Raw genomic sequence first — 22,659 nt, forward strand, 5'->3', positions numbered from 1 at the left:
AGCCATGTTCAAGCTACGCGACAAATATGCGATCGCTGGGATCGGCACGACCGACTACAGCAAATTCTCCGGCCGGACCGTCCGCAGCCTCGCGACCGAGGCTTGCCTGAAGGCGATTGAGGATGCAGGCCTCACCGTCGCCGATATCGACGGCATCGTCAGTTTCAACTTCAACGACAGCGCCCCGGCGATGGGCGTTGCGACGGAGATGGGCATAGTGAATGCCGGCTATGCGGTCGACTATGCGGCGGGCGGCAATGGCGCGAACCTGATCACTCTGGCGGCGACTGCGGCGATCGAGGCGGGACTGGCGAAGAACGTCGTCTGCTTCCGCGCCATGAACGGTCGCTCGGGATTTCGCCTGGGCGGCGGGCGCGACATGTCGGCTTATGGTGTCACCCAATATACAGCGCCGCTGGGCTGGATCACCTATCCGCAAGCGATGGCGATGTGGGCACGCCGCCACATGATCGACTTCGGCACGACTGAAGAGCATTGGGCGGAAATCGCGACCACCTTCCGCGACAATGCCGTGATCAATCCGCGCGCGATGCAGCGTACGCCGATGACGAAGGACGACTATTACAACTCGCGCTTCATCGTCGATCCCTTCCGCATGTACGACATCTGCCTGGAAAGCGACGGCGCTTGTGCGGTCGTCATCACCGCCGCCGAACATGCCCGCGACCTCAAGCAGAAGCCGGTCTACATAATGGGCGGCGCCTATGGCGGCGGCCCCAGCCAGGGCGACGACCTGTTCGATGCGATCCGCTGGCCCAGCCATTCCCACAATTGCTTCAAATATCTGGCCGACGACTTGTGGGGCAGCGCGGGCATAAAGCCCGAGGATGTCGACGTCGCCGAAATCTATGACTGCTTCACCTACAGCGTGTTGATGGCGCTGGAGGGGCTCGGCTTCTGCAAGGATGGCGAGGGCGGCCCGTTCGTGATGGATGGCCGGATCGCGCGCGCTGGCGCGCTGCCGGTGAACACCCACGGCGGCCTCTTGTCCGAGGCCTACATCCACGGCTTCAACCATGTGATCGAAGCGGTCGAGCAATTGCGCGGCCAGTCGGGTGCGCGCCAGATCGAGGGTGCGGAGATCGCCCTCACCACGGCGGGCGCCATGACCTGCGGCAGCGCCATGATCCTGAGGAACTGAAAAATGGCCAGCAAACCTTATGCAAAGCCCCTGCCGGTCCCCGATTCGGAAAGCACGCCTTTCTGGGACGGGATGCGCGAGGGCAAGCTGATGCTCCAGCGTTGCGCGTCGAGCGGCGAATATCTGTTCCCGGCCGTCACTTTCTGCCCCGGCTCGCTGGAACGACCCGAATGGACGCAAGCGAGCGGCAAGGGGACGGTGTTCAGTTGGATCGTTGTGCGCCATCCGGTGCCGCGCGACATCTATGCCGATCTTGTGCCCTATGTCGTCGCGCTGATCGACCTTGAGGAGGGCTGCCGGATGACCGGCAATCTGGTCGATTGCGCGCCTGAGGATGTGCGCGCGGGCATGCCCGTAGAGATCGGGTTCAACCGGGTCACGGCGGAGATCACGCTGCCAGCGTTCCGGCCTGCGGAGGGCTAAGCATGGCCGCCCCGTCGATCGTACCAGCCCTGCACGATCCGTTCGCCGCTTCCCCATTGCTGCGCCGCTTTGCCGCTGTCACGCGGGAAGAACTGGAGGCGCATCAGTTGCGCAAGGTGCAGGCGCTATGCGCGCGGCTTTACGCCAAAAGCGGCTATTATCGAGACAGAATGGACAAGGCGGGGCTGGTAGGCGGCGTCATCGACAGTCTTGATAGGTACACGAAAGCCTTTCCTACCTCAGCCAAGGCTGATTTCCTGGAGGACCAGAAGGACGCGCCGCCGTTCGGCCGCCGTCTGGGTGTCGATCGCGACGAGGTCGTCCATATCAGCATGACCAGCGGCACATCGGGGCAGGGGCAGGAGATATACGGTCGCACCCAGCGCGACGTGCATATGCTCGGCTATCTGCATGCGCTGCCGTGGTATATGGCGGGGCTGCGAAAGGGCGACACCGCGATCAACTGCGTGCCCGCCGGCGGCATGACCACGGGCGGCTGGGGGCCGGGCGAGGCGATCCGTATCCTGGGCGCGACCCCCTTTCATGTCGGCGGCAACCTGTCGACCGACGCCAAGATCGATCTGATGCTGAAACTGGGCGGCATTCACTTCATCTATGCATCGACCAATTATCTCCACACGCTAACCGAAACGCTGCTGGCACGTGGTATTGTCCCGCGCGAAGCCTTTCCGGACATGCACGGCCTGTTCATTGCTGCGGAGGGCTATCCCCTCGAATGGGCGGAAAAGATCGAGGAACACTGGGGCTGCCGGTTGCAAGAGGGCTATGGTAGCACCCAGCTCAATGGTTTTGGCGGATCGACTGCAGCGGCCGGCGTGTTCGGCGACAAGGGCGCGCGCGGCCTGATCCGTCTGTTCGAATGGGAGCATTTGATCGAGATCGTCGATCCGGTAACAGGCGCTCCTGTCCGGCCCGGCGAACAGGGCGAGATGGTCGTGACGAACCTGTCGGTCGAGGGCAGCCCCGCCGTACGCTTCCGCACCGGTGACGCTGCGGTCTTCGTGCCCTGGCAGGAATGCGGCGGCGCAGCCTGGAATGCGATCGAATGCGGCATGATCGGTCGCTTCGACGACATGATGAAAATCCGCGGCAACAATATCTGGCCGTCGATGTTCGACGCCGCCGTTTTCGCCCACCCGCAGGTCGGCGAGTATAAGGGCCGGGTCTATACGCGCGACGGGAAGACCGAGGTCGAGGTGAAGATCGCGGTCGCTGAGCATCAGTCGGGTCTCGGCGCAGAGGACCGCGCGCAACTGGTCCAGTCGGTGCGCGCCGCAATCAAGGAACGCAGCAATATGTGGGTCGACGTGTGCGAAGTGCCGCGCTCAGAGTTTCAGGGCTTCGCTTATAAGGCGCGGCGCTGGACCGATGAGCGGCAGGACGGATACCGGCTATGAAGGACAAGGATATGGCGCAGGCCGACGAAGGCCATGAGAGCCGCCTGCTGGCGGAGATGCTGACGCTGGCCCATAGGCTCAAGGAGAGCGAGGATGCCTTGCTGGCCGGGCAATATGCGCATCTCCATGCGCGCGTCGCCGCGCTGATCGAACTGCGGTCGCTCGCGGGCATGACGCTATGACGTTGAGCGGCCTGCAGCGTTTTTCGCTAGACGGTCAGGTCGCGGTTGTGACTGGCGGGGGCGGCGGACTCGGATCGGCCGGTGCCCTGGCGCTGGCGGAGGCAGGAGCCGATATCGTGCTTGTGGGTCGCAATCGCACGAAGCTGGACGCGGCAGCGGCAGCGATCGACACTACAGGCCGCCGGGCCTGCATCGTCGAAGCGGACGCTAGCGACGCCACCTCGATGGAGGATGCCGCTGCGCAGGCCGTCGATGCGGTCGGCCGGATCGACATATTGTTCAACAATGCGGGCATCACCAATCCGCAGGCCTTGCTGAATATCGCGCCGGAGGATTTTCGCCAGGTGCTCGACGTCAATGTCGTCGGAGCCTTCCACACCATCCGGGCCTTTGTGCGGCCAATGATCGGTCGCGGTTATGGCCGGATAATCAACATGGGGTCGATTCTGTCTGGCCGCGGAATGGCCAATCGCGCCGCCTATTGCGCATCGAAGGCGGGGCTCGCCAATCTCGGCGCAGCCTGCGCGTTTGAATTCGGCGCGGACGGCGTAACCGTCAACACGCTGGGCGCGACTGTCATTGTCACGGATCTCAACCGCGAACTGGTCCGTACCCAGCCCGCGCTCTACGAACAGATCGTGCGCCGCACGCCGCTGGGTCGCCTTGGTGAGACTGAGGATCTGATGGGCGCGCTGCTGTTCCTTGCCTCCCCCGCATCCGCCTTCGTCACCGGCCAGACTGTATTCGTCGATGGCGGCTACACAGCCGGCTGATCCGGCCCCGACAAAAGGGTTTTGCATGTCTACATCGTTGAAGACCTTGTTCGATCTCACAGGCCGCACGGCGCTCGTCACCGGAGGGTCGCGTGGCCTCGGTCTTACCATGGCGGAGGCGCTGGGCGAATTTGGTGCAAAGATTATCCTGACGGCGCGCAAGCAGCATGAGCTTGACGCTGCGACGGCGCATCTGGCGGCCTTGGGCATTACCGCGCGGGCGATCGCCGCCGATGTCGGCGATCCCCAAGCCCCGGCCCAGATCGTCGCGGATCTTCAGGCGAAAGGCGACCATATCGACATACTGGTCAACAATGCAGGCACATCCTGGGGCGCCAAGACGGAGGAAATGCCTCTCGACGGCTGGAACAAGCTGATGGCCGTCAACCTGACCGGCCCGTTTCTCATGGCACAGGCAATCGCGCGCGATTATATGATCCCGGCGGCCTGGGGGCGCATCGTCAACATCGCCTCGGTCGAGGGGCTGCTCGGTCATCATCCTCGCATGATCGGTACCATCGCCTACAATGCCAGCAAGGGCGGCCTCGTCAATTTTACGCGCGCGCTTGCCGCAGAATGGGGGGCGCTTGGTATCACCGTCAATGCGCTCGCGCCCGGCTATTTTCCGTCCAAGCTCACCGGCTATGTGATCGACACCCACGGCGCCGAACTGGTTGCTGACACGCCGCGCGGCAAGCTTGGCTGCGACGATGACCTGAAGGGTGCGACATTGCTGCTTGCGTCGGACGCCGGCGCGCATATCACCGGGCAAATCCTGGCGGTGGACGGCGGCGCGTCGATCATCTGATTGTATGCGGCAGCGCGTCAGGCGGGGCCGAGTTTCTTGACCACGGCCGCAAAAAGGTCACCTGCGGGCGCGCAGTTATGACCCCAGCCGGGCCAATCCTTCCCCGACGCACGCCGCGACCGCCATGCCGCTACCGGCAGTCTGTAGCGCCAGCGCCCGCCCGATCCCTGACACGGCCCCGCTGATGACCGCCGTGCGGCCGCCAAGCTTCACGGGATCGCGCACGATGCTCATCGCTTGCCTACCCTGGCTTCAGCGAAAATGCGGGATGACGTGCGTGCCGATTTTGCGGATCGTCTCCAGTTGCGCCCATTGCGGCACGGTGCCCATGTTGGTCATGAACAGAATTTCGTCCGCCCCTGCGTCGGCGAGTTGACTGACATAGTCGATACAGTCGGCAACGTTGCCATAGGCGCTTTTCGCGCTCAGGATGCCCCCGCTCGGCCGACGACCGTCCTCGTCGGGCCGCAAGTCCATCGTGATCGTCTCCGACGCCAGCTTGGTCGTGATGATTGTATCGGTGCCCTCCTCCAGCAGCTTGTCGTCCCAGGTTTCGGGTTCGGGCTTGGGTCCACCGCCATACCAGTAATTGAGAGATTCGTAGAAGTATCGCTGGCCCTTGATGCCGATCTGGCGCGCCCGGTCGGCGTCGTCTAGCACGATGGTCGGGCAGAGCGCGGCCAAATGCTGGATCGGGCGATATCCGACCTGATCTTCGGGCAGGCGCGATGCCCAGGCATCGCGATAGATTTTATTCTTCTTCGCCACTTCCTCCGGCCCGCCGAAACCGAGCACCAGCGCGCCCAACCCGCGCTGCCCGGCCCGCGCGAGCGTGTCGAGATTGGTGCACGCCATGTACATGGGCGGATGCGGGTCCTGGTAAGGTTTGGGGTGAATTGGCCGCGCAGGGATCGTCAGGTGCGGGCCGTTATGCTCGACTTCCTCCTGCACAAACATCTTGGGGATCAGATACATGGCTTCGTCGATCAGTGGCTGCAGTTCCTTGAGGTCATAGCCATAGGCTCCCGCTTCCTGCTGGCTACCGCCCTTGCCCACGCCGAAATGCACCCGTCCCTTCGAAAGCAGGTCGAGCGTAGCGATGCGCTCGGCGACCTTGATCGGATGGTTCATCGCCGGCATCAGGCAGACGACGCCATGGCCGATGCCGATGCGTGAGGTCTTGCCAGCGATAAACGCCAGGAAGGTTTCGGGTGCGCTCATATGGGCATAATGGGTGAGCGATGTGTGCTCCACGCTCCAAATGACGTCGAAGCCCAGTTGCTCGGCAAGCAGCGCCTGCTCGACAAGTTCGTCAAATACCTGTCGTTCGCCGCGCGGCGATGCGTCGGTGATCTGAGCCTCGAAAATCAGGGAAAAACGCATCACTATCTCTCAAAAAAAAAGGGTGTAGCTTGTCGTTTCGACAGTCCACGCCGCCGCCATTTGTTTCAAATGCCGTTTGAGCGGTGGAGTGTTAGCGTGCGAGCATCGCTCCCTTGCCGTCCCCGCTGCCCTATTCCGATCGCTCCGATCAGGCTTCGGCACTCGACCACATTCGCGCGTGTCACATAGGGGACACGGGCGCGCACCCGCGTGCTGAAGCTCAAGGAGGTTGCGCTGTTTGACGGCCCGTTCATTGCCGCCCTGCCGATGTATAATCCGGACCGGGCCGAGCGCACCGATGCCGAGATCTGTTTCATAGATACGATACGCCAGTGCGATGGCGTGATCGTCGGGTCGCCCGGTTATCATGGCAGCCTGTCGGGGCCGGTGAAGAACATCCTGGACCTGCTGGAGGATATGGCGCGCGACGACAGTCCCTCTCTGGAGGGGCGGGCATTCGGATCGATCGTCACGGCTTTCGGCTGGCAGGCTTGCGGCACCACATTGGTCGCGATGAGATCGATCGCCCATGCTTTGCGTGCCTAGCCCACGCCCTTCGGGCTCGCCGTCAACGTGTCGGCGCGGCTGTTTGACGGTGACGGCATCTGCCAGGATCCAAAGGTCGCCGCGCGGGCCCAATTGGTGGCGCAGCAAGTCGTGGACTTCGCACGCTGGCGGAAGGCGGGCCTCGCCGCCTGACCTGCCCCATTCATCGCCATGGATGGTGATGCTGGCTTGTGACGGTGCTGATCGCCCAATGGCAATGGCAGGGGGCGGGGCGGCGGCGCTAGACGCTGGCGAAGCTGCGGCAATCCTGCCGCCATTACAGGATACATCATGCGCGAAGCTGTCATCGTCTCCACCGCCCGCACTCCGATCGGCAAGGCCTATCGCGGCGCTTTCAATGATAGCGAAGCGCCGTTGCTGTCAGGTCATGCCGTGGCGGAGGCGATCCGCCGCGCTGGGATCGATCCGGCGCGGGTCGAGGATGTGGTGATGGGCTGCGCAGCGCAGCAGGGCACGCAGGGATACAATATCGGGCGGTTGACCGCAGCGGCGGCGGGCCTGCCGGAGAGCGTCGCTGGCATGTCGCTTGATCGCCAGTGCGCGTCGGGTTTGATGGCGATCGCAACCGCCGCGAAGCAGATTATCCATGACGGCATGGAAGTCGCCGTCGGCGGAGGCGTCGAATCGATCAGCCTCACCCAGAATGCGCACAAGAATGACTATCGCGCGGTGTCGCAGGCCGTGCTGGCGAATAGCCCCCATATGTATGTGCCAATGATCGAAACTGCCGAGCTTGTCGCGCAACGCTATGGTGTGAGCCGGGAGGCTCAGGACGCCTATGCGCTGCAAAGCCAGCAGCGCACCGCCGCCGCCTACGCCGCTGGGCGCTATGATGCCGAGCTCGCCCCGTTAACGACGCGGATGCTGGTGACGGACAAGGCGACGGGCACGGTCAGCGAGCGCGAAATCACATTGGATCGCGACGAGGGGCCGCGAGCGGACACCGCTATCGAGGGGCTTTCTGCGCTGAAACCAGTCTGGTCGGGCGGCGATCTTGTTACGCAGGGCCAATATGTTACCGCGGGCAATGCCAGCCAGTTGTCCGACGGCGCGGCCGCCTGTGTGCTTCTGGAAGCCGGTGTCGCGGCGCGCGAAGGGCTGTCTCCGCTGGGCGTCTATCGCGGAATGGCCGTGGTCGGATGCCCCCCCGAAGAAATGGGGATCGGACCGCTCTATGCGATCCCCCGCCTGCTCGAACGGCAGGGGCTGAAGATCAGCGACATCGGCCTATGGGAACTCAACGAAGCCTTTGCCGCACAGGTTCTGCCATGCCGCGACCGGCTAGGCATTCCGGACGAACTGCTCAATGTCGATGGCGGCGCGATCGCGATCGGCCACCCGTTCGGCATGTCGGGCGCGCGTATGGTGGGTCACGCGTTGATAGAGGGCAGGCGGCGCGGTGTGCGCCATGTGGTCGTGACGATGTGCATCGGCGGCGGCATGGGCGCGGCCGGCCTGTTCGAGGTGCTGTGATGGGCGCGTTGCCAGCGGCCCTACCGCACTCCTTCCTCGCCAGTCCGCAGGAGATCATCGACGAGGCACGGAATGGCCGCATGTTCATCCTGGTCGATGACGAAGATCGTGAGAATGAAGGCGATCTGGTCATCCCGGCGCAGATGGCGACGCCCGATGCAATCAATTTCATGGCGACGCACGGACGCGGACTGATCTGCCTGGCGCTGGCGCAGGAGCGGGTTGAACAACTGGGCCTTGGCCTGATGAGTCCGGCCAACGAGACGCGACACGAAACCGCGTTCACCGTATCGATAGAGGCCCGCGAAGGCGTGACCACTGGAATCAGCGCCGCCGATCGCGCCCGGACCATCTCAGTTGCGATCGATGCGTCGAAAGGGCCGGACTGCATCGTGACGCCGGGCCATGTGTTCCCCCTGGTTGCGCGTAATGGTGGCGTACTGGTGCGCACCGGGCATACCGAGGCGGCGGTCGATGTTGCGCGCCTCGCCGGACTCAACCCGTCCGGGGTGATCTGCGAGATCATGAAAAACGACGGCGCGATGGCCCGTCTCGACGACCTTATTCCGTTTGCGCAGAAGCATCTTATGAAGATCGGCACTATCCGTGACCTGATCGCCTACCGCCGCCGCAACGACCATCTGGTCGCACGGGGGGAAGAGATGACATTTTCCAGCCGCTGGGGCGGGGAATGGCGCGTCATCAGCTATCGCAACAAAGTGACGGGCGGCGAGATCGCCGTGCTGGTGAAGGGCGCGATCGATCCCGCTGGCCCGACCCTGGTGCGCATGCATGTCCATTCCCCGATGGGCGACCTGTTCGCCGAGCAGGATGCCCGCGGCGGCATGCTGGATCGCGCGATGGCTGCGATTGCTGAGGAAGGCAGCGGGGTCATCGTGATCCTCAGTTCGCCAGCGCCCGACATCGTCGCCTGCGTCATTCGCGCGCGCCAGCAGGGCCGCGAAGAAAGTGGCGGACGGACGGTCGCCTTGCGCGAATTTGGTATCGGTGCCCAGATCCTCAACGACCTCGATATCCACCGCATTGTGCTGTTGACCAACAGCGACACGAATTTCGTCGGACTGGAAGGGCATGGCATCGAGATCGAGCGAGTCCGGAACTTGCCAAACATCTAACATTGCAATCTTATAAATAATGTGGACTATTCGCGTCATCAGGAGATAGGAGAGCTCATGACAAATATTCTCATTCGCAACGGCACCGTAGTTGATGGCACAGGCGCGCCGTCCTACGCGGCCGATGTCCGTGTACGCGATGGATTGATCGCCGAAATTGGCCAGAACCTGGACCCTGCCGGCGAGCGGATCGTCGACGCGACCGATTGCATCGTGACGCCCGGCTTTATCGAGGCCCATACCCATATGGACGCGGTGATGTGGTGGCAGCCCAGTCTTGATCCGCTGCCTGGCTTCGGCGTTACCACTGCGGTTATCGGCAATTGTGGTTTCACCGCCGCCCCAGTGTCGGATGATCCCGATGTGCGGATGGAGATGGTCAAGATCTTCACCTTTTTCGAAGAAGTGCCGATCAAGCCGTTCCTCGACCGGTTGCCCTGGGACTGGCGCACCTGGTCGGAATATAAGGATTCGCTGGATCGCAATGCCAGAACTGCGTGCAATATCGCCGGTTATGTCGGTCATATCGCGATCCGGCTGGCCGTGATGGGGATGGCCGCCTGGGATCGCGCAGCGACGCCGGATGAGATCAAGCAGATGTGCGCTTATTTGGAGGACGCGCTGCAGGCGGGCGCACTCGGCATGTCCTCCAACTTGCTCGACGACGACAGCGAGGGTCGACCTATCCCCAGTAAGATGGCTGACGATGCCGAATGGACCGCCCTGTTCGGCGTGCTCGCTCGCTATAAGGGCACGCAGCTCCAGGTCATTCTTGATACCTTCTTCCATCTGGAAGCGCCCGAGCAGATGGAGCGGCTGGGCCGCCTTGCGCGCGGCACCGGCGTGCGTGTGCAGATGGCCGGCGCCGGCGCACTGCTGCGCTTTCAGGACGATATCCGTGAAAAGACCTGGGCGATCACTCAACGACAGAAGACCGAGGACTTGGATTTCTGGCCCAGCTTCGGCCATGTGCCCCCCACGACCGCGCTTAATTTCTTCTCCTCCTCATCCTTCGCGCAGGCGAACGAATATGTCTGGCACGAAGTCGTTCAGGCCCCGACCGTGGACGCGAAGCTCGCTCTGCTCAACGATTCCGATTTCCGCGCCCGCGCCCGCGACAGCTGGGATAACAAGGCCTATAAGCAGTCGCTCGTCGCCAATCCTGACATGATGCTACTCAACGACAGCGAAACTGGCGCGGGGCCGACCGGGCTCAGCCTCGGGGATCTGGCTACCCAGCGCGGCGTCCATCCGGCCGATGCGCTGGCCGACTGGGTGATCGCCAACGGCGTCGAGTCGATTGTCAGCCGTACGCCGCACCCAATGATGCATGAAAAGACGGTCGAGATGCTGAAGGATCCCAAGACCGTTGGCGGCATTTCCGATGCTGGCGCACATGGCCAGATGCTGTGTGGCGGCGGCGAAAATATTCTGCTGTTCACGCAATTCTACAAGAATAAGGAGCTGACGCTGGAGGAAGCGGTGGCGGTGATGACCGGCAAGGTCGCCGATCATTTCAACTTCGCTGATCGAGGCGTCTTGAAGGCCGGGTATCGCGCCGACATCGCTGTGTTCAATCTCGATGAGATCAGTGAACAGCCGTTGAAGCGCGTGTTCGACGTGCCCGATGGTGAGGGCGGCAATACTTGGCGCTTTACCCGCGACGCCGCGCCGATGCGGCTGACGCTGGTAAACGGGGTGCCGACCTTTGAAAACGGCGCGTTCACCGGCGCATTGCCGGGCGCGATGGTCGGCCCCGTTGTCCAGCGGCAGGCGGTCGAGGCAGCCTGATCGTCGCCGTGCACTACAATGACAGGAGAGACGCCATGAAGGACGAGGATCTTCCATATCTGCAGCGCGGCCGACAGGTAATCGAGACGCCGAGCAGCATTCTCATCAGCTCGTCGAAATATCTGAACGACTATCGCATCCGCGAGTGGGTCACGAACCAGTGCCTCAAACGCAACGGCCGCGATTGTCCTAACACCTATGGCATCCCGCCTCTGATCGAGGCGGTGCGCGAGGTGCAGGACCACACGCGCATCGAAGCCCTGTTCGACGAGGCCCGCCGCGACTGGCCTGAATTCGATCGCTGGCTCGATGACCGATGGCTGTCGCGCATAACGCGCGACGACATGAAATCCTGTCCCGAAGGCTCGGTGGGCGGGATCTGGTATGCGTGGCTGTCCAGCGGCAACATGCAGGTCGACATCATACCGACCTTTGAGCCACGCTCCAGCTTCGAGTATTTCTTCCTTCGCGGTGTGCAGATCCACGACATCATGCACATATTGAGTGGCGGCGGTTTCGACGGAATAGGGGAGATCATGCCCGCATTCCTTAAATATGGGAATCTCTTCCGCCACTTCACGCCCGAGCTGGCCGGGCTACTCAACGTGCAGAACACGCTGCTCACCATCCCCATGTTCATGCGCGGACCGCTCCATTATCCTGAGCTGTTCACGACCATGTGGGATCTGGCGAGCTATGCGATGAATGTCGGTCGCGACTCTGACGCGCTGTTTCTACCGCGCTACGAGGAATATATGGACCTGCCGCTGGAGGAAGCGCGTCGCAAGTTCGGGGTGCGCGGTGCGCGGTCGATCGATACGGCGCGCGAGTCGGCCTATTGGGACGACCGATCGGCTACTCTGGAACCGCCGCCCTTGCAGCCCGACGCAGTCGCGGCTGAATAGCGCTGCGCGTCGGTTACGTCGGACTGCAAGAAAAGCGTCACCAGCCTTCGATCTCGGCCAGGCCGATCTCCTCGACCACCGCCAGCGCGTTGGTCAGTGCCTCGGGTTCGGACGGCAGGCGGGGGGAGCGGGGATAGCCACCGGCGAGTCCTTGATGCTCCAGCACTGCCTTGGTCACGCGGATGCCGCCATTCCCGTATAGCGCCATGAACAGTCGCATCAGCTTCCCCCACCGCTCCAGGAAGAGGGCATTGTCGCCGGCATGCGCCGCGTCGATCACACTGCGGCACAAGCGCGGCGCCAGATTGCCCTCCGACGTCAGGAACCCATGTCCGCCCAGCGCCAGCGCGAGCGGCGCGAGATGCGGCCCGCCTACGCAGATGTCGGCCCGCTCGCCCAGCGCGTCGATCAGCGTACGCAGATAGCCCGGATCCTGATGACTGATGTTGAGGCCGATCAGCCGGTCGTAACGATTGAAAAGGTCAATGATCACCGGCGCCGGAATCGTATAGCCAACCGACTGGTGGGTCGAGAGGATTGCGGGAATGTCGCTGTTCGACAGCACTTCGTCGAAATAGGCGCCAAGCTCGCGCGGTGTCGGCACATGCCCATGGCCGACGTCGAGCGAATAGACCTGCGCAGCGTCGACCCCTGCGTGCTTCGCCAGGTCGAGAAAGTCGATCATCTGGCGTGCCGTCCGCGGCTCCACACCCATTGCGCGGATCGACGTCCTACCCTTCAGTTCCTCGACTGCAATTGCGAGCAGCCGCGCTGTCTCGTCGCGCGAGAGTGTATACCCTTCCCCGCTGCCCCCGCCGCCGACATAGACCCCGACGCCCGACCCGGCGAATTTCGCCAGATGCCGTCGCAGCGCCACCTCATCGATCGACCCATCCTGAGCAAAGGGCGTGATGCTAATCGTGAAGACCTGATAGCGGTCCGTGTCGGCGGTCATATGTCTCTCCTGACTGGTTTTTGGGTCTTGGGCGCTTGAACTTGCAAAGATTGCAGTAGGGCCTATTGCAAAGGGGTGAGCCTACAGGGAATTTTCATGCTTTTTCGATTGGTATCGATGGACGTTATGCACGCAGCCGATGGGGGGGCAGCGGTATGAAGGCCCCCAAGAAAAGACTGCGCCAGCCGCGCGTGGCCGAAATTGTGGCGTCCAGCCTGCGCGCGCGTATCCTGTCGGGCGCCCTGGCGGACGGCGACATGCTGCCCAAGCAGGAAGAGCTGCTGACCGAATTTGGCGTCAGCCCGCCCGCCATCCGCGAAGCCTTCCGCATACTGGAGACTGAGGGGCTCATCACCGTGTTGCGCGGCAATGTCGGCGGCGCGATCATCCATGTCCCCCATCCGGGCACCGCCGCCTACATGCTCGGACTCGTGCTTCAGGCGCGCTCGGTCAGCCTGATGGACCTGTCCGATGGCATGCGTCAGCTCGAACCCGCCTGCGCGGCCCAGGCGGCGTTGCGTCCTGATCGAGAGACGACGGTGCTGCCGCAGCTGCGCGCCAATATCGACGCCTGTATGGCTGCTATTGACGATCCCAACACCTTCATCGGTCTGGCACGCGCTTTCCATACCGAGCTGGTCAGCAATTGCGGCAATGAGACGATGAGCCTCGTCGTCGGCGCGCTCGAAAATCTCTGGTCGGCTCAGGTCGATGTGCTTGCCCGCAGCAAGTTGGTGCATGGCTCGTTCGCCGACCGCTCCGTGCGGCTGTCCCTCGCGCGCGAACATGAACGCATCTATCGCGCGATCGAAGAGGGCGACGCACAAAGCGTCGAGCGCGCGATCCGTGAGCATTATACCGCAGGTGGCGACGAGCGTCGGCACGGTTTTGACACGGCGGCCACTGTCATGGCGGACGCCCTGCGGCATTGACGGGACCATGCCGGAGATCCGCATGGTCAGATGTCCAGCCAGCGGGCCACGCTATCTGCGCTTGCGCGTTGGCGTTCGGGCGCGGCCTCGGCGATCGTGCCGATCAGGATGACGCCGGCAACTTTCTGCCCCTCGTCCAGCCCCAGCATGGACGTCGCCTGCGGGTCATAGGCATGCCAGCCGGTTAGCCACTGCCCGCCATAGCCCATTGCATGCGCGCCATTGAGGATGTTCATGCAGACCGCGCCCGCTGAAAGCCATTGCTCCCATTCGGGCACTTTATGCCCCGCGATAGCCGCCGACACCACCACGACCGCCAGCGGCGCGGACGAGAGCTTGCGCGTGCTGACGCGGACCTTGGCCGTGTCCTCACGCGCCTCAGCAAGCGTCATCAGCCGGTCGACCCAACGCTTCTTGGCGTCTCCCGCGATCAAAATCAGTCGCCAGGGTCCCAGTCGGCCATGGTCGGGTACGCGCAAGGCTATTTCGACTAGGCTGTCTATCTCTGCGCGGCCAGGGCCGGGCGCGACCAGCGCATCGGGCATGGGCGAACGTCGCGCCGCAAGACTGGCGGCGAAACTCTGTGCATTGGTGGACGAAGGTTCGTTCAATGTTGCCATGCGAAATCTCCTGATAGGTCGCCTCTCTGCTATAACTATCTTTAATAGTAAAGAGCGGCTTTTTTTAGGAAGGTATGAGCCCCCCTAACGCAAAAATCGGCCATTAGATTGACAGCAGAAGTCGTCTGATAACCACGCGATTGACTCTGGCGTTGCCTTGCTCTTATGATATAAAAGATAGATATAAAATGGAGACATCGATGTCGTTGGCCCAGAACCGCTTTGCCCATAATATTGAGGCGCGCTCGCACGTCCGATTTTCCGATATCCGTCTTGGCCAGCCCGTCAGCCTGACGCAATCAGTCGATGGTGCCGGTGCGATCGGCGATTGCATGTGCGATCTTGTCCGCCAATGGTCGGGTTCGCCCCGGGCATCGCTCGTCTCGCTGCACCAGCCCGCCGGCGGGCTCACGCCGGACACCGTTGCCGGGCATGTTCTTGCTCGGCATCTGGACGGCAGCAACCAAGCTGATGTCGAGATATTGGGGCGCGCTCAGGACATCATCTGCCTGCGCGCCGTTGTGCGCGTTGCGCTGGCGTAACCGGTCATGATCTGTGAAATTGATGCGACGCTGACCGGTCACTCGCAAGCAAAGCTGAACCGCGCCATGTCCACCCCGTCTGAGCCTGCCGTCCCTCGCGAAGTCGCCACGCTCCGAACGCTACGAATTGCCAAGCACTTCCCCTATTTCCTGGCGGTAGCCGAGGAGCAGAATCTCCACCGTGCCGCCGACCGGCTGAATATCGCGCAGTCCGCGCTATCGCGACGGATTGCCGACCTTGAACGCGAACTGGGGAATGTCGAACTGTTCGAACGGCAGGCACGCGGCGTCGCGATCACCGCCGCCGGCCGGGCGCTGGCCGAAGACGTGCGGCGCATCCTGCTCTCGATTGAGGATGCAGGCCGTCACGTCCGGCGCGTGGCACGGGGCGACCTCGGCACGTTGCGCGTCGCCTTTTCCGAAGCCATGTTGCGGCGGCCCGTGCTGCCAATCGTTCTTCGCGAATTCCGCGCGCTCTATCCTGAGGTAGAACTACGTGCCTTTCCGCTCCCCTCCGACACCCAACGCACGCGAATGGTGGCGGATGAGATCGACGTCGCCTTCGTTATCGACGAGGCGACCGACAGCGAGCATTTCTCCTCACTGTATATTGGCCATGACAAGTTTGTCGTAGCTTTACCGGATACGCATCCGCTTGCCGCAAAGTCGGTGCTGACGTTGCGGGACATCGGCGGCGAACCCTTGCTGTGGCCCGCGCGCCATATATCGCCGCGCCTGTATGATCGGCTGATCGCCGCGTTCGACGCACAGGGGGTTTCGCCCGACATAGCGGTAGAGGTGATGGCGGTCGACATCGCTTATGAATTGGCGGCAGCCGGCATCGGTCTCGGCATCATCACTGCAGCCGATCCACGACGCACACCGCCGGGTATTGTGCTGCGCGACCTCGTCGATCTCGACCTGCCGCTGCTGATCAGCATGTTGTGGCCAAAGCAGCGAAGTTCACCGTTGATCGATCATTTCGTCTCGCTCGTGACCGATCGGATCAACGCGCCTCCGGCTGAATGACGGCTGTGCTGGCGAACTGAGTCCTGATTAGCGTACCGACCGCCGAGACTTCTTCGTCCGCACGCTTGAGCAGTCCGACCAACGTGAAGAAGCCGTGGGCCATGTCAGCATGATCGCGCAGCGTGACTGTGACCCCGGCTTCGTCCAGCGCCCGCGCATAGGCTTCGCCTTCGTCGTGTAGGGGGTCGCATCCGGCCAGCACCATGATCGCCGGTGGCAGGCTCTGAAATCCTTCGGCGGCAAGCGGCGCTGCATAGGGGGTGGTGCGCTGATCGCCGGGCACATAATGATCCCAGAACCAGGCGAGGTCTGCGCGCGAGATAAAATGGTCGCCCCCGCCATAGCGCGTCACCGACTCGCGCTCGAAATCAGGCGACAACACCGGATAGAGCAATATTTGCAGGTCAATGCTCGGCCCGCCCATGTCGCGGGCGCGCAGGGCAAGCGCCGCGGCGATGTTGCCGCCGGCGCTGTCCCCCATCACGGCCAGCGGACGCGCATCGCTGTACGCCAGCAACGCAGTCCAGCCATCGTCGATCGCCGCGGGAAAGCGATGCTCGGGCGCGAGACGGTAATCCACGCTGATGATTTCGGCACCAGTGGCTTGGGCCAGATCGCGGCAGACCGCATCGAACCCATCGAGCGTGCCGAACACCCATCCACCGCCGTGGAAATACAGAATGCGGCCCCCCACGGCCCCCGGTCGTGCGATATAGCGCCGTGCTGCTATTGCCCCATGCGCCGCGGGAATTGCGATATCCTCGACCAACGCTATGTGCGCGCCCCGGTCGGGCGGCAACGCCGTCTGCGACTGAGCGAAGGTGCGCCGCGCGTCATCGGGCGACCCGGCGGCAAAACCGGGCAGGCCAAGCGCCGCGCGGCGGTCGAGCATCGCCTGCATATCGGGGTGAAGCTTCCCTTCGCCCTTGTCGACCATCGTCGTTCATCCTTATGTGTCGGCCGCAGGCTGTGGGGAACGGGCGGGTATCGCAAATGCCGTTTTTCGATGCCTTCGATATGGCTTTGATATTCGACGGCATTGCCCCCACTTCTTATGGCCGCATGATTGGAAGACACCGTGGAGTGCGCTCAGTGCCGCCGTTGGGAGAATGATGAGCGACATACTGATATCGCGCGACGAACTGAACTTCCTGCTGTGGGACTGGCTCAGGCTGGAGGATATGTTCGACGGGTCGGGCGAGGGGATCGACCGCGTCATGGCGGAGGAGATACTCGACCTGTCGGAGCGGCTCGCGGCGGAAGCTTTCCTTTCCCATTACAAGGAGTCCGACAGGCAGGAACCCTATATGGACGCCGACGGCGCACATGCGCTGCCCGCAATCGGCGCGGCCTTGCGGCGCTATGCAGAACTTGGCCTCTTCTCGGCGAGCTTTTCGTCAGATGTCGGCGGCATGGGACTGCCAGGATTGCTTGCCAACGCTTCCTTCGCGCAATTCCTTGCGGCTAATGTCGCGACTGCCGCTTATCCGATGCTGACCATCGCCAACGCGCGACTGATTACAACATTTGGTAGCGCGGCGCAGATCGAAACATTCGCACTACCGCAGATCGCCGGCCGCTGGTTCGGCACCATGTGTCTGTCCGAACCGCAGGCTGGATCCAACCTTGCCGACATTGCCACGCGGGCGGTCCCTGATGGTAGTGAGGAACTTGGTGCGCGCTATCGCCTAACTGGTCACAAAATGTGGATATCGGGCGGTGATCACGACCTCGCCGACAATATCGTCCATCTCGTCCTCGCCAAGGTGCCGGACGCACAGGGGCGGCCGGTGCCCGGCACGAAGGGCATATCGCTGTTTATCGTGCCGCGCGCGCTGCCCGATGGCGACCGTAACGACATTGCCATCGCTGGTCTCAATCACAAGATGGGCTATCGCGGCACCACCAACTGCCTGATGAATTTGGGCGAGGGCGTCCACCGGCCCGGCGGCGCGGCAGGCGCGATCGGCTGGATGGTTGGCGAGCCGGGGCAGGGGCTTCCGCAGATGTTCCGGATGATGAACGAAGCGCGGATCGGCGTCGGTCTCGGCGCGGCGGCGCTCGGCTACCGCGGATACCGGCTTGCGGTGCGCTATGCGCAGGCGCGCGTGCAGGGCCGCCCGCCCGGCGCAACCGACCCCGCCGCGCCGATCATCGAACATCCCGACGTCAAGGATATGCTGCTTGCCGCCAAATGCTATGCCGAAGGCGCGCTCGCACTGGTGCTGTATTGCGCGCGGCTGAGCGACGAGGCGGCGCGCGGGGACGAGGATGCTGAAGCGCTACTGGGCCTGCTCACGCCGATCGCCAAGACTTGGGCGTCGGAATGGGGGCTGGCGGCGAATGACATCGCGATTCAGGTCCATGGCGGATACGGCTATACCCGCGACTTCGACGTTGAGCAGCTGTGGCGCGACAATCGGCTCAATCCGATCCACGAGGGCACGACCGGCATACAGAGCCTCGATTTTGTGGGTCGCAAATTGCTGCGCGACCATGGCGCAGCGCTGGCGCTGCTGCGCGCCCGCGTCGCCGATACTTGCCGTCGGGCGCAAAGCTCCTTGCCTGAACAGGCCGTCATGCTCGCCGCCTGGTGGGACCGTCTTAGCGACGCCTATGACGTTCTCGCGGCCTACGGCCCAGAAGCGGCCGCAGTCCACGCGACGTCAGTATTACGCGCCTTCGGCCACGGCGTGTCGGGCTGGCTATGGCTGGACCGAGCACTGCTATGCATCGGCACCCCGGACGATCCCTTTCGCGGCGGCAAGCTATGGGCCAGCCGCTATTTCATGGAGCGCGAATTGCCCCGGATCGACGCTTGGTTGCGGCCAGTCGAATCCGGCAGCGATCTTCTCGCTACCCTTCCTTCCTCCTTCATCTGACCATCGGAGCAGACAGCATGACAATAGACTTGACGGGCCGTGTGGCGATCGTGACCGGCGCGGGCGGTGGTCTCGGCCGCGCCCACGCGCTGCTTCTGGCGAAGCGCGGTGCGAAGGTGCTGGTCAATGACCTTGGTGCAGCGCGCGACGGCAGCGGTGGCAGCAGCGCAATGGCCGAAGCGGTCGTGGAGGATATACGCGCGGCAGGTGGGGAAGCGTTGTCCAACGGCGCCAGTGTTACCGACGCAGAACAGGCGATGGCGATGGTCACCCAGGCAATCGACCAGTGGGGCCGGGTCGACATACTGATCAACAATGCCGGCATCCTGCGTGACCGCAGCTTCGCCAAAATGGACCTTGCCGACTTCCGCACGGTGATCGACGTGCATCTGATGGGATCGGTCAATTGCACCAAGGCGGCGTGGGAACCGATGCGCGCGCAGGGCCATGGCCGCATCCTGATGACGACGTCCTCATCGGGTCTTTACGGCAATTTTGGCCAGTCCAACTATGGCGCAGCCAAGCTGGCATTGGTCGGCTTCATGAAGACGCTGTCGCAGGAGGGGGCGAAATATGGCGTCCATGTCAATTGCCTCGCGCCGTCGGCAGCGACGCGCATGACCGCGGACGTTATGAGCGAGGCAGATCTGGCCGCGCTTGATCCCGCCTTCGTCGCACCGGCGATGCTGGCACTGGTGTGCGACGATGCGCCCAACGGCATGATCATGTGCGCGGGTGCGGGTAGTTTTGAATGTGCCCATATCACGCTGACGCAGGGGCTCTATGTCGGCGGCGGCGACTGTGCGGCGGAGCAAGTGCTCGCTGGCCTTGACCGCATCAGGGACCGCACCGGCGAAATTGTCCCAGCCACCGGGCTCGAACAGCCGCACTTCGAGATGTCGCGCGCCTTCGATAAGGACAGGGTCGCCGCGCATGGTTGACGCTGCGCTTGCTCCGGTCCGCGCAGCGCAGCGCTTCGACGAGGCGGCGCTGGCCAACTGGATGGCGGACACCGTACCGGGCTTTGCCGGGCCGCTCGACGTGCAACAATTTTCGGGTGGACAGTCCAATCCCACTTACCGGCTCGGCACGCCGGGTCGCAACTATGTGCTGCGCCGCAAGCCTCCCGGTGTGCTGCTGAAGGGCGCGCATGCAGTCGATCGCGAGTATCGGGTGATCTCGGCGCTGCACGGCGCGGGCTTTCCCGTCCCCGCGACCTTTGGCCTGTGCATGGATGACAGCATCATCGGTACCGCCTTCTACGTCATGGAACTGGTCGAAGGCCGCAATTTCTGGGACACCGCTTTCCCCGAAGTGCCTGACGCCGACCGGCCCGCTTATTTCGACGCGATGAACGACACGATCGCGCGTCTGCATAATTTGGACCCCGCCGCCATCGGGCTGGACGACTATGGCCGTCCGGGAAATTATTTCGAGCGGCAGATCGGCCGTTGGTCCGGGCAATATCGGGACGACGCCGACGCGGGCCGCCTCCCTGCGATGGATGCACTGATAGAATGGCTGCCCGCCAATATCCCGCCCGGCGAGGAAGCGAGCATCGTCCATGGCGACTTCCGCTGTGACAATATGCTGTTCCATCCCACTGAGCCACGTGTGATCGCGGTGCTCGACTGGGAATTGTCGACACTCGGCCATCCCCTCGCCGATTTCGGCTATCATCTGATGGTCTATCGTATGCCGCCGGGATATTCGACCGGCCTTGCCGGGCTTGATCTGCGGGCCTGCAATATTCCGAGCGAGGGCGATTATATCGCTGCCTATTGCCGTCGCACAGGTCGTGACGGGATCGATGGCCTCAATTTCTATGTCGCGTTCAGCCTGTTCCGGCTGGCGGCGATCATCCACGGCATCAAGGGGCGGCTTATCAGAGGCACGGCCTCCTCGCCGCAGGCGGCTCAGGCAGTCGAGCAGATGGAGCGCATCGCCGCGCTCGCCCTCGCACAGACAAGGAACTGATCAGTTCATGGATTTCTCCTTTTCGGACACACAGACCCATTGGTCCGGCCGCGTCCGCGCCTTCATGACCGAGCATGTCGCCCCCGCGCAGGCGCGCTACCGTGCTGAGATTGACGAGGGGCCGACCCGTTGGCGCGTGCTGCCTGTGATCGAAGAGCTGAAGGAGAAAGCCAAAGCGGAAGGGCTGTGGAATCTGTTTCTGCCCCCGTCGACGCATGACAGCGACGACTATCATGGCGCTGGCTTGAGCAATCTCGACTACGCACCTTGCGCCGAGGAAATGGGGCGCATTCCCTGGGCGTCGGAGATATTCAACTGTTCGGCGCCCGATACCGGCAATATGGAGGTACTGCACCGTTACGGTACGCCCGAACAAAAGGCGCGCTGGCTGCGCCCGCTGATGGACGGTACGATCCGCTCCGCCTTTGCGATGACCGAACCCGCGGTCGCCAGTTCGGACGCAACCAACATCGCGACCCGGATTGAGCGGCAGCGCGACGATTATGTGATCAACGGCAGGAAATGGTGGATTTCGGGCGTGGGAGACCCACGCTGCCAATTGCTGATCGTACTTGGGGTCAGCGATCCTGACGCCCCGCGCCATGCGCGACACAGCCAGATTTTCGTCCCTGTCGACACGCCGGGCGTCACGATCGGCCGGGCGCTGACGGTGATGGGCTATGACGACGCGCCGCATGGCCATTGTGAAGTGACGTTCGACAATACACGGGTCCCCGCGGCCAATATCGTGCTGGGCGAGGGGCGGGGGTTCGAAGTCGCGCAAGGTCGGCTCGGCCCAGGGCGCATCCACCATTGTATGCGCGCGATAGGCCTTGCCGAAATGGCTCTCGACGCGATGGTGGCGCGGTTGCTCGCGCGCGAGGCGTTCGGGAAGCGGATCGCCGACCAATCGATCTGGGAACAGCGAGTCGCCGAGGCGCGCACCGATATCGAGATGACCCGGCTGCTCTGCCTGAAGGCCGCCGACATGATGGACAAGGTCGGCAACAAAGTGGCGCAGGCCGAGATCGCGATGATCAAGGTCGCTGGTCCCCGGTTGGCGCTCAAGATCATCGATGATGCAATTCAGGCACACGGCGGCGGTGGCGTATGCCAGGATTTCCCGCTTGCCGCAGCCTACGCGCTCGCGCGTTCGCTGCGCCTCGCAGATGGGCCGGACGAGGTGCATAACCGCGCTATCGCCCGAATCGAATATCGCCGCATGGCAAACGGTGGCGCGCATGCCTGAGATCATCCGCTTGCAGGGCAATCCGCGCATGAGCGGTGCGGTCGTCCATGGCGGCGTCGTACACTTGTCCGGTCAGGTCGCGATCGACCATCGCAGCAGTCCCGTGTCCGATCAGGTGCGCGAGATACTCGAACGGATCGACGCGCTGCTGGCCGAGGCGGGCACCGACCGGTCGCGCCTGCTCACTGCCAACCTGTATCTAGCCGATATCGCCTATCTGGCCGACGTCAACGCGGCCTGGGACCGCTGGATCGTGCCGGGCTGTGCGCCCACGCGCACGACGATCCAGACTGTCCTCGCCAATCCGGCCTATGCGCTGGAGATCGCGGTCAGCGCGGCGTTGCCTGTATAGCCCCGCTTACGCCGGCTTCATCGCCATCGCGAGTGCCAATTGCCCCAGCCGCGCAATGCCTTTGCTGCGCATTCGGTCTGGCGCCGGATGCAGGATGGCG

The 22,659-nt window shown here is 63.1% G+C and carries 24 protein-coding genes; 19 read left to right on the forward strand and 5 right to left on the reverse strand.

Annotated features, from left to right (window positions below):
• The first annotated feature begins 4 nt into the window (after nt 1-4).
• From LQ220_RS07570 to LQ220_RS07595, 6 genes are read left to right on the forward strand one after another with little or no spacing between them, the layout of a single operon-like run.
• Nucleotides 5-1,162, forward strand: a complete 1,158-nt coding sequence (locus tag LQ220_RS07570) for an acetyl-CoA acetyltransferase (protein WP_230187697.1) — start codon at nt 5-7, stop codon at nt 1,160-1,162.
• A gap of 3 nt (nt 1,163-1,165) precedes the next feature.
• On the forward strand, nt 1,166-1,585 hold the full coding sequence (locus LQ220_RS07575; protein ID WP_230187698.1) for an OB-fold domain-containing protein: 420 nt from the start codon (nt 1,166-1,168) through the stop codon (nt 1,583-1,585).
• 2 nt (nt 1,586-1,587) lie between these two features.
• A complete protein-coding gene (locus LQ220_RS07580) occupies nt 1,588-3,003 on the forward strand; it encodes a hypothetical protein (protein WP_230187699.1) in 1,416 nt (471 codons plus the stop codon).
• A complete protein-coding gene (locus tag LQ220_RS07585; RefSeq protein ID WP_230187700.1) occupies nt 3,000-3,185 on the forward strand; it encodes a hypothetical protein in 186 nt (61 codons plus the stop codon). Before LQ220_RS07580 ends, LQ220_RS07585 begins: the two co-directional genes overlap by 4 nt.
• Nucleotides 3,182-3,958: an SDR family oxidoreductase gene (locus LQ220_RS07590; protein ID WP_230187701.1), complete on the forward strand. Its 777-nt coding sequence runs from the start codon at nt 3,182-3,184 to the stop codon at nt 3,956-3,958. Before LQ220_RS07585 ends, LQ220_RS07590 begins: the two co-directional genes overlap by 4 nt.
• Nucleotides 3,959-3,983: 25 nt before the next feature.
• Complete coding sequence (locus LQ220_RS07595; RefSeq protein WP_230187702.1) at nt 3,984-4,766, forward strand: SDR family oxidoreductase; 783 nt, start codon at nt 3,984-3,986, stop codon at nt 4,764-4,766.
• Nucleotides 4,767-4,841: 75 nt separating this feature from the next.
• Here the strand turns inward: LQ220_RS07595 and LQ220_RS07600 are convergent, their stop codons facing one another.
• Nucleotides 4,842-5,000 carry a hypothetical protein gene (locus tag LQ220_RS07600; protein ID WP_230187703.1) on the reverse strand — a complete coding sequence of 53 codons (159 nt, stop codon included), beginning with the start codon at nt 4,998-5,000 and terminating at the stop codon, nt 4,842-4,844.
• Between the two features lie 18 nt (nt 5,001-5,018).
• Entirely contained in the window at nt 5,019-6,149 is a 1,131-nt protein-coding gene (locus tag LQ220_RS07605; RefSeq protein WP_230187704.1) for an LLM class flavin-dependent oxidoreductase, read from the reverse strand.
• Between the two features lie 210 nt (nt 6,150-6,359).
• Here LQ220_RS07605 and LQ220_RS07610 point away from each other — a divergent pair, with 210 nt between their 5' ends.
• From LQ220_RS07610 to LQ220_RS07630, 5 genes are all read left to right on the forward strand, one after another.
• Nucleotides 6,360-6,695, forward strand: a complete 336-nt coding sequence (locus LQ220_RS07610) for an NAD(P)H-dependent oxidoreductase (RefSeq protein WP_230187705.1) — start codon at nt 6,360-6,362, stop codon at nt 6,693-6,695.
• A 291-nt stretch (nt 6,696-6,986) separates the two neighbouring features.
• Complete coding sequence (locus LQ220_RS07615) at nt 6,987-8,189, forward strand: acetyl-CoA C-acyltransferase (protein WP_230187706.1); 1,203 nt, start codon at nt 6,987-6,989, stop codon at nt 8,187-8,189.
• Entirely contained in the window at nt 8,189-9,325 is a 1,137-nt protein-coding gene (gene ribB, locus LQ220_RS07620; RefSeq protein WP_230187707.1) for a 3,4-dihydroxy-2-butanone-4-phosphate synthase, read from the forward strand. The genes LQ220_RS07615 and ribB overlap by 1 nt, the downstream gene beginning before the upstream one ends.
• A gap of 57 nt (nt 9,326-9,382) precedes the next feature.
• Complete coding sequence (locus tag LQ220_RS07625) at nt 9,383-11,116, forward strand: amidohydrolase family protein (protein WP_230187708.1); 1,734 nt, start codon at nt 9,383-9,385, stop codon at nt 11,114-11,116.
• Nucleotides 11,117-11,151: 35 nt separating this feature from the next.
• On the forward strand, nt 11,152-12,021 hold the full coding sequence (locus LQ220_RS07630) for a Coq4 family protein (protein WP_230187709.1): 870 nt from the start codon (nt 11,152-11,154) through the stop codon (nt 12,019-12,021).
• A gap of 37 nt (nt 12,022-12,058) precedes the next feature.
• Here LQ220_RS07630 and LQ220_RS07635 read toward each other — a convergent pair whose 3' ends face one another.
• Nucleotides 12,059-12,976 carry a dihydrodipicolinate synthase family protein gene (locus LQ220_RS07635; RefSeq protein WP_230187710.1) on the reverse strand — a complete coding sequence of 306 codons (918 nt, stop codon included), beginning with the start codon at nt 12,974-12,976 and terminating at the stop codon, nt 12,059-12,061.
• Nucleotides 12,977-13,131: 155 nt separating this feature from the next.
• Here LQ220_RS07635 and LQ220_RS07640 point away from each other — a divergent pair, with 155 nt between their 5' ends.
• A complete protein-coding gene (locus LQ220_RS07640; RefSeq protein WP_230187711.1) occupies nt 13,132-13,908 on the forward strand; it encodes an FCD domain-containing protein in 777 nt (258 codons plus the stop codon).
• Between the two features lie 26 nt (nt 13,909-13,934).
• On the opposite strand, the gene LQ220_RS07645 is transcribed toward LQ220_RS07640, so the two are convergent.
• Nucleotides 13,935-14,528, reverse strand: a complete 594-nt coding sequence (locus LQ220_RS07645; protein ID WP_230187712.1) for a nitroreductase — start codon at nt 14,526-14,528, stop codon at nt 13,935-13,937.
• 200 nt (nt 14,529-14,728) lie between these two features.
• On the opposite strand from LQ220_RS07645, the gene LQ220_RS07650 reads away from it, so the two are divergent.
• Together LQ220_RS07650 and LQ220_RS07655 are read left to right on the forward strand one after the other, a co-directional pair.
• Nucleotides 14,729-15,070 carry a hypothetical protein gene (locus tag LQ220_RS07650; RefSeq protein ID WP_230187713.1) on the forward strand — a complete coding sequence of 114 codons (342 nt, stop codon included), beginning with the start codon at nt 14,729-14,731 and terminating at the stop codon, nt 15,068-15,070.
• 6 nt (nt 15,071-15,076) lie between these two features.
• Complete coding sequence (locus LQ220_RS07655; protein WP_230187714.1) at nt 15,077-16,099, forward strand: LysR family transcriptional regulator; 1,023 nt, start codon at nt 15,077-15,079, stop codon at nt 16,097-16,099.
• Here the strand turns inward: LQ220_RS07655 and LQ220_RS07660 are convergent.
• Entirely contained in the window at nt 16,077-17,036 is a 960-nt protein-coding gene (locus LQ220_RS07660) for an alpha/beta hydrolase (RefSeq protein WP_230187715.1), read from the reverse strand. The genes LQ220_RS07655 and LQ220_RS07660 overlap by 23 nt on opposite strands.
• Before the next feature lie 175 nt (nt 17,037-17,211).
• On the opposite strand from LQ220_RS07660, the gene LQ220_RS07665 reads away from it, so the two are divergent.
• From LQ220_RS07665 to LQ220_RS07685, 5 genes are read left to right on the forward strand one after another with little or no spacing between them, the layout of a single operon-like run.
• Entirely contained in the window at nt 17,212-18,981 is a 1,770-nt protein-coding gene (locus tag LQ220_RS07665; protein ID WP_230187716.1) for an acyl-CoA dehydrogenase, read from the forward strand.
• Nucleotides 18,982-18,998: 17 nt separating this feature from the next.
• Nucleotides 18,999-19,922, forward strand: coding sequence for an SDR family NAD(P)-dependent oxidoreductase (locus LQ220_RS07670; RefSeq protein ID WP_230187717.1), 924 nt, complete (start codon nt 18,999-19,001; stop codon nt 19,920-19,922).
• Nucleotides 19,915-20,958: a phosphotransferase family protein gene (locus LQ220_RS07675; protein WP_230187718.1), complete on the forward strand. Its 1,044-nt coding sequence runs from the start codon at nt 19,915-19,917 to the stop codon at nt 20,956-20,958. The genes LQ220_RS07670 and LQ220_RS07675 overlap by 8 nt, the downstream gene beginning before the upstream one ends.
• Before the next feature lie 7 nt (nt 20,959-20,965).
• Entirely contained in the window at nt 20,966-22,207 is a 1,242-nt protein-coding gene (locus tag LQ220_RS07680; RefSeq protein ID WP_230187719.1) for an acyl-CoA dehydrogenase family protein, read from the forward strand.
• Nucleotides 22,200-22,559, forward strand: a complete 360-nt coding sequence (locus LQ220_RS07685) for a RidA family protein (RefSeq protein ID WP_230187720.1) — start codon at nt 22,200-22,202, stop codon at nt 22,557-22,559. The genes LQ220_RS07680 and LQ220_RS07685 overlap by 8 nt, the downstream gene beginning before the upstream one ends.
• The last annotated feature ends 100 nt before the right edge of the window (nt 22,560-22,659 follow it).

This window comes from Sphingobium sp. CECT 9361 (genome assembly GCF_918741285.1).
Classification (GTDB): Bacteria; Pseudomonadota; Alphaproteobacteria; order Sphingomonadales; family Sphingomonadaceae; genus Sphingobium.

What these genes read in the sequence shown, in the direction of transcription:
- LQ220_RS07655 (WP_230187714.1), top strand. Translation starts at nt 15,077, where the DNA reads ATGATCTGTGAAATTGATGCGACGCTGACCGGTCACTCGCAAGCAAAG.
- ribB (WP_230187707.1), top strand. Translation starts at nt 8,189, where the DNA reads ATGGGCGCGTTGCCAGCGGCCCTACCGCACTCCTTCCTCGCCAGTCCG.
- LQ220_RS07580 (WP_230187699.1), top strand. Translation starts at nt 1,588, where the DNA reads ATGGCCGCCCCGTCGATCGTACCAGCCCTGCACGATCCGTTCGCCGCT.
- LQ220_RS07605 (WP_230187704.1), bottom strand. Translation starts at nt 6,149, where the DNA reads ATGCGTTTTTCCCTGATTTTCGAGGCTCAGATCACCGACGCATCGCCG.
- LQ220_RS07680 (WP_230187719.1), top strand. Translation starts at nt 20,966, where the DNA reads ATGGATTTCTCCTTTTCGGACACACAGACCCATTGGTCCGGCCGCGTC.
- LQ220_RS07635 (WP_230187710.1), bottom strand. Translation starts at nt 12,976, where the DNA reads ATGACCGCCGACACGGACCGCTATCAGGTCTTCACGATTAGCATCACG.
- LQ220_RS07625 (WP_230187708.1), top strand. Translation starts at nt 9,383, where the DNA reads ATGACAAATATTCTCATTCGCAACGGCACCGTAGTTGATGGCACAGGC.
- LQ220_RS07600 (WP_230187703.1), bottom strand. Translation starts at nt 5,000, where the DNA reads ATGAGCATCGTGCGCGATCCCGTGAAGCTTGGCGGCCGCACGGCGGTC.
- LQ220_RS07615 (WP_230187706.1), top strand. Translation starts at nt 6,987, where the DNA reads ATGCGCGAAGCTGTCATCGTCTCCACCGCCCGCACTCCGATCGGCAAG.
- LQ220_RS07595 (WP_230187702.1), top strand. Translation starts at nt 3,984, where the DNA reads ATGTCTACATCGTTGAAGACCTTGTTCGATCTCACAGGCCGCACGGCG.
- LQ220_RS07650 (WP_230187713.1), top strand. Translation starts at nt 14,729, where the DNA reads ATGTCGTTGGCCCAGAACCGCTTTGCCCATAATATTGAGGCGCGCTCG.
- LQ220_RS07665 (WP_230187716.1), top strand. Translation starts at nt 17,212, where the DNA reads ATGAGCGACATACTGATATCGCGCGACGAACTGAACTTCCTGCTGTGG.
- LQ220_RS07645 (WP_230187712.1), bottom strand. Translation starts at nt 14,528, where the DNA reads ATGGCAACATTGAACGAACCTTCGTCCACCAATGCACAGAGTTTCGCC.
- LQ220_RS07630 (WP_230187709.1), top strand. Translation starts at nt 11,152, where the DNA reads ATGAAGGACGAGGATCTTCCATATCTGCAGCGCGGCCGACAGGTAATC.
- LQ220_RS07590 (WP_230187701.1), top strand. Translation starts at nt 3,182, where the DNA reads ATGACGTTGAGCGGCCTGCAGCGTTTTTCGCTAGACGGTCAGGTCGCG.
- LQ220_RS07640 (WP_230187711.1), top strand. Translation starts at nt 13,132, where the DNA reads ATGAAGGCCCCCAAGAAAAGACTGCGCCAGCCGCGCGTGGCCGAAATT.
- LQ220_RS07660 (WP_230187715.1), bottom strand. Translation starts at nt 17,036, where the DNA reads ATGGTCGACAAGGGCGAAGGGAAGCTTCACCCCGATATGCAGGCGATG.
- LQ220_RS07685 (WP_230187720.1), top strand. Translation starts at nt 22,200, where the DNA reads ATGCCTGAGATCATCCGCTTGCAGGGCAATCCGCGCATGAGCGGTGCG.
- LQ220_RS07575 (WP_230187698.1), top strand. Translation starts at nt 1,166, where the DNA reads ATGGCCAGCAAACCTTATGCAAAGCCCCTGCCGGTCCCCGATTCGGAA.
- LQ220_RS07570 (WP_230187697.1), top strand. Translation starts at nt 5, where the DNA reads ATGTTCAAGCTACGCGACAAATATGCGATCGCTGGGATCGGCACGACC.
- LQ220_RS07675 (WP_230187718.1), top strand. Translation starts at nt 19,915, where the DNA reads ATGGTTGACGCTGCGCTTGCTCCGGTCCGCGCAGCGCAGCGCTTCGAC.
- LQ220_RS07585 (WP_230187700.1), top strand. Translation starts at nt 3,000, where the DNA reads ATGAAGGACAAGGATATGGCGCAGGCCGACGAAGGCCATGAGAGCCGC.
- LQ220_RS07670 (WP_230187717.1), top strand. Translation starts at nt 18,999, where the DNA reads ATGACAATAGACTTGACGGGCCGTGTGGCGATCGTGACCGGCGCGGGC.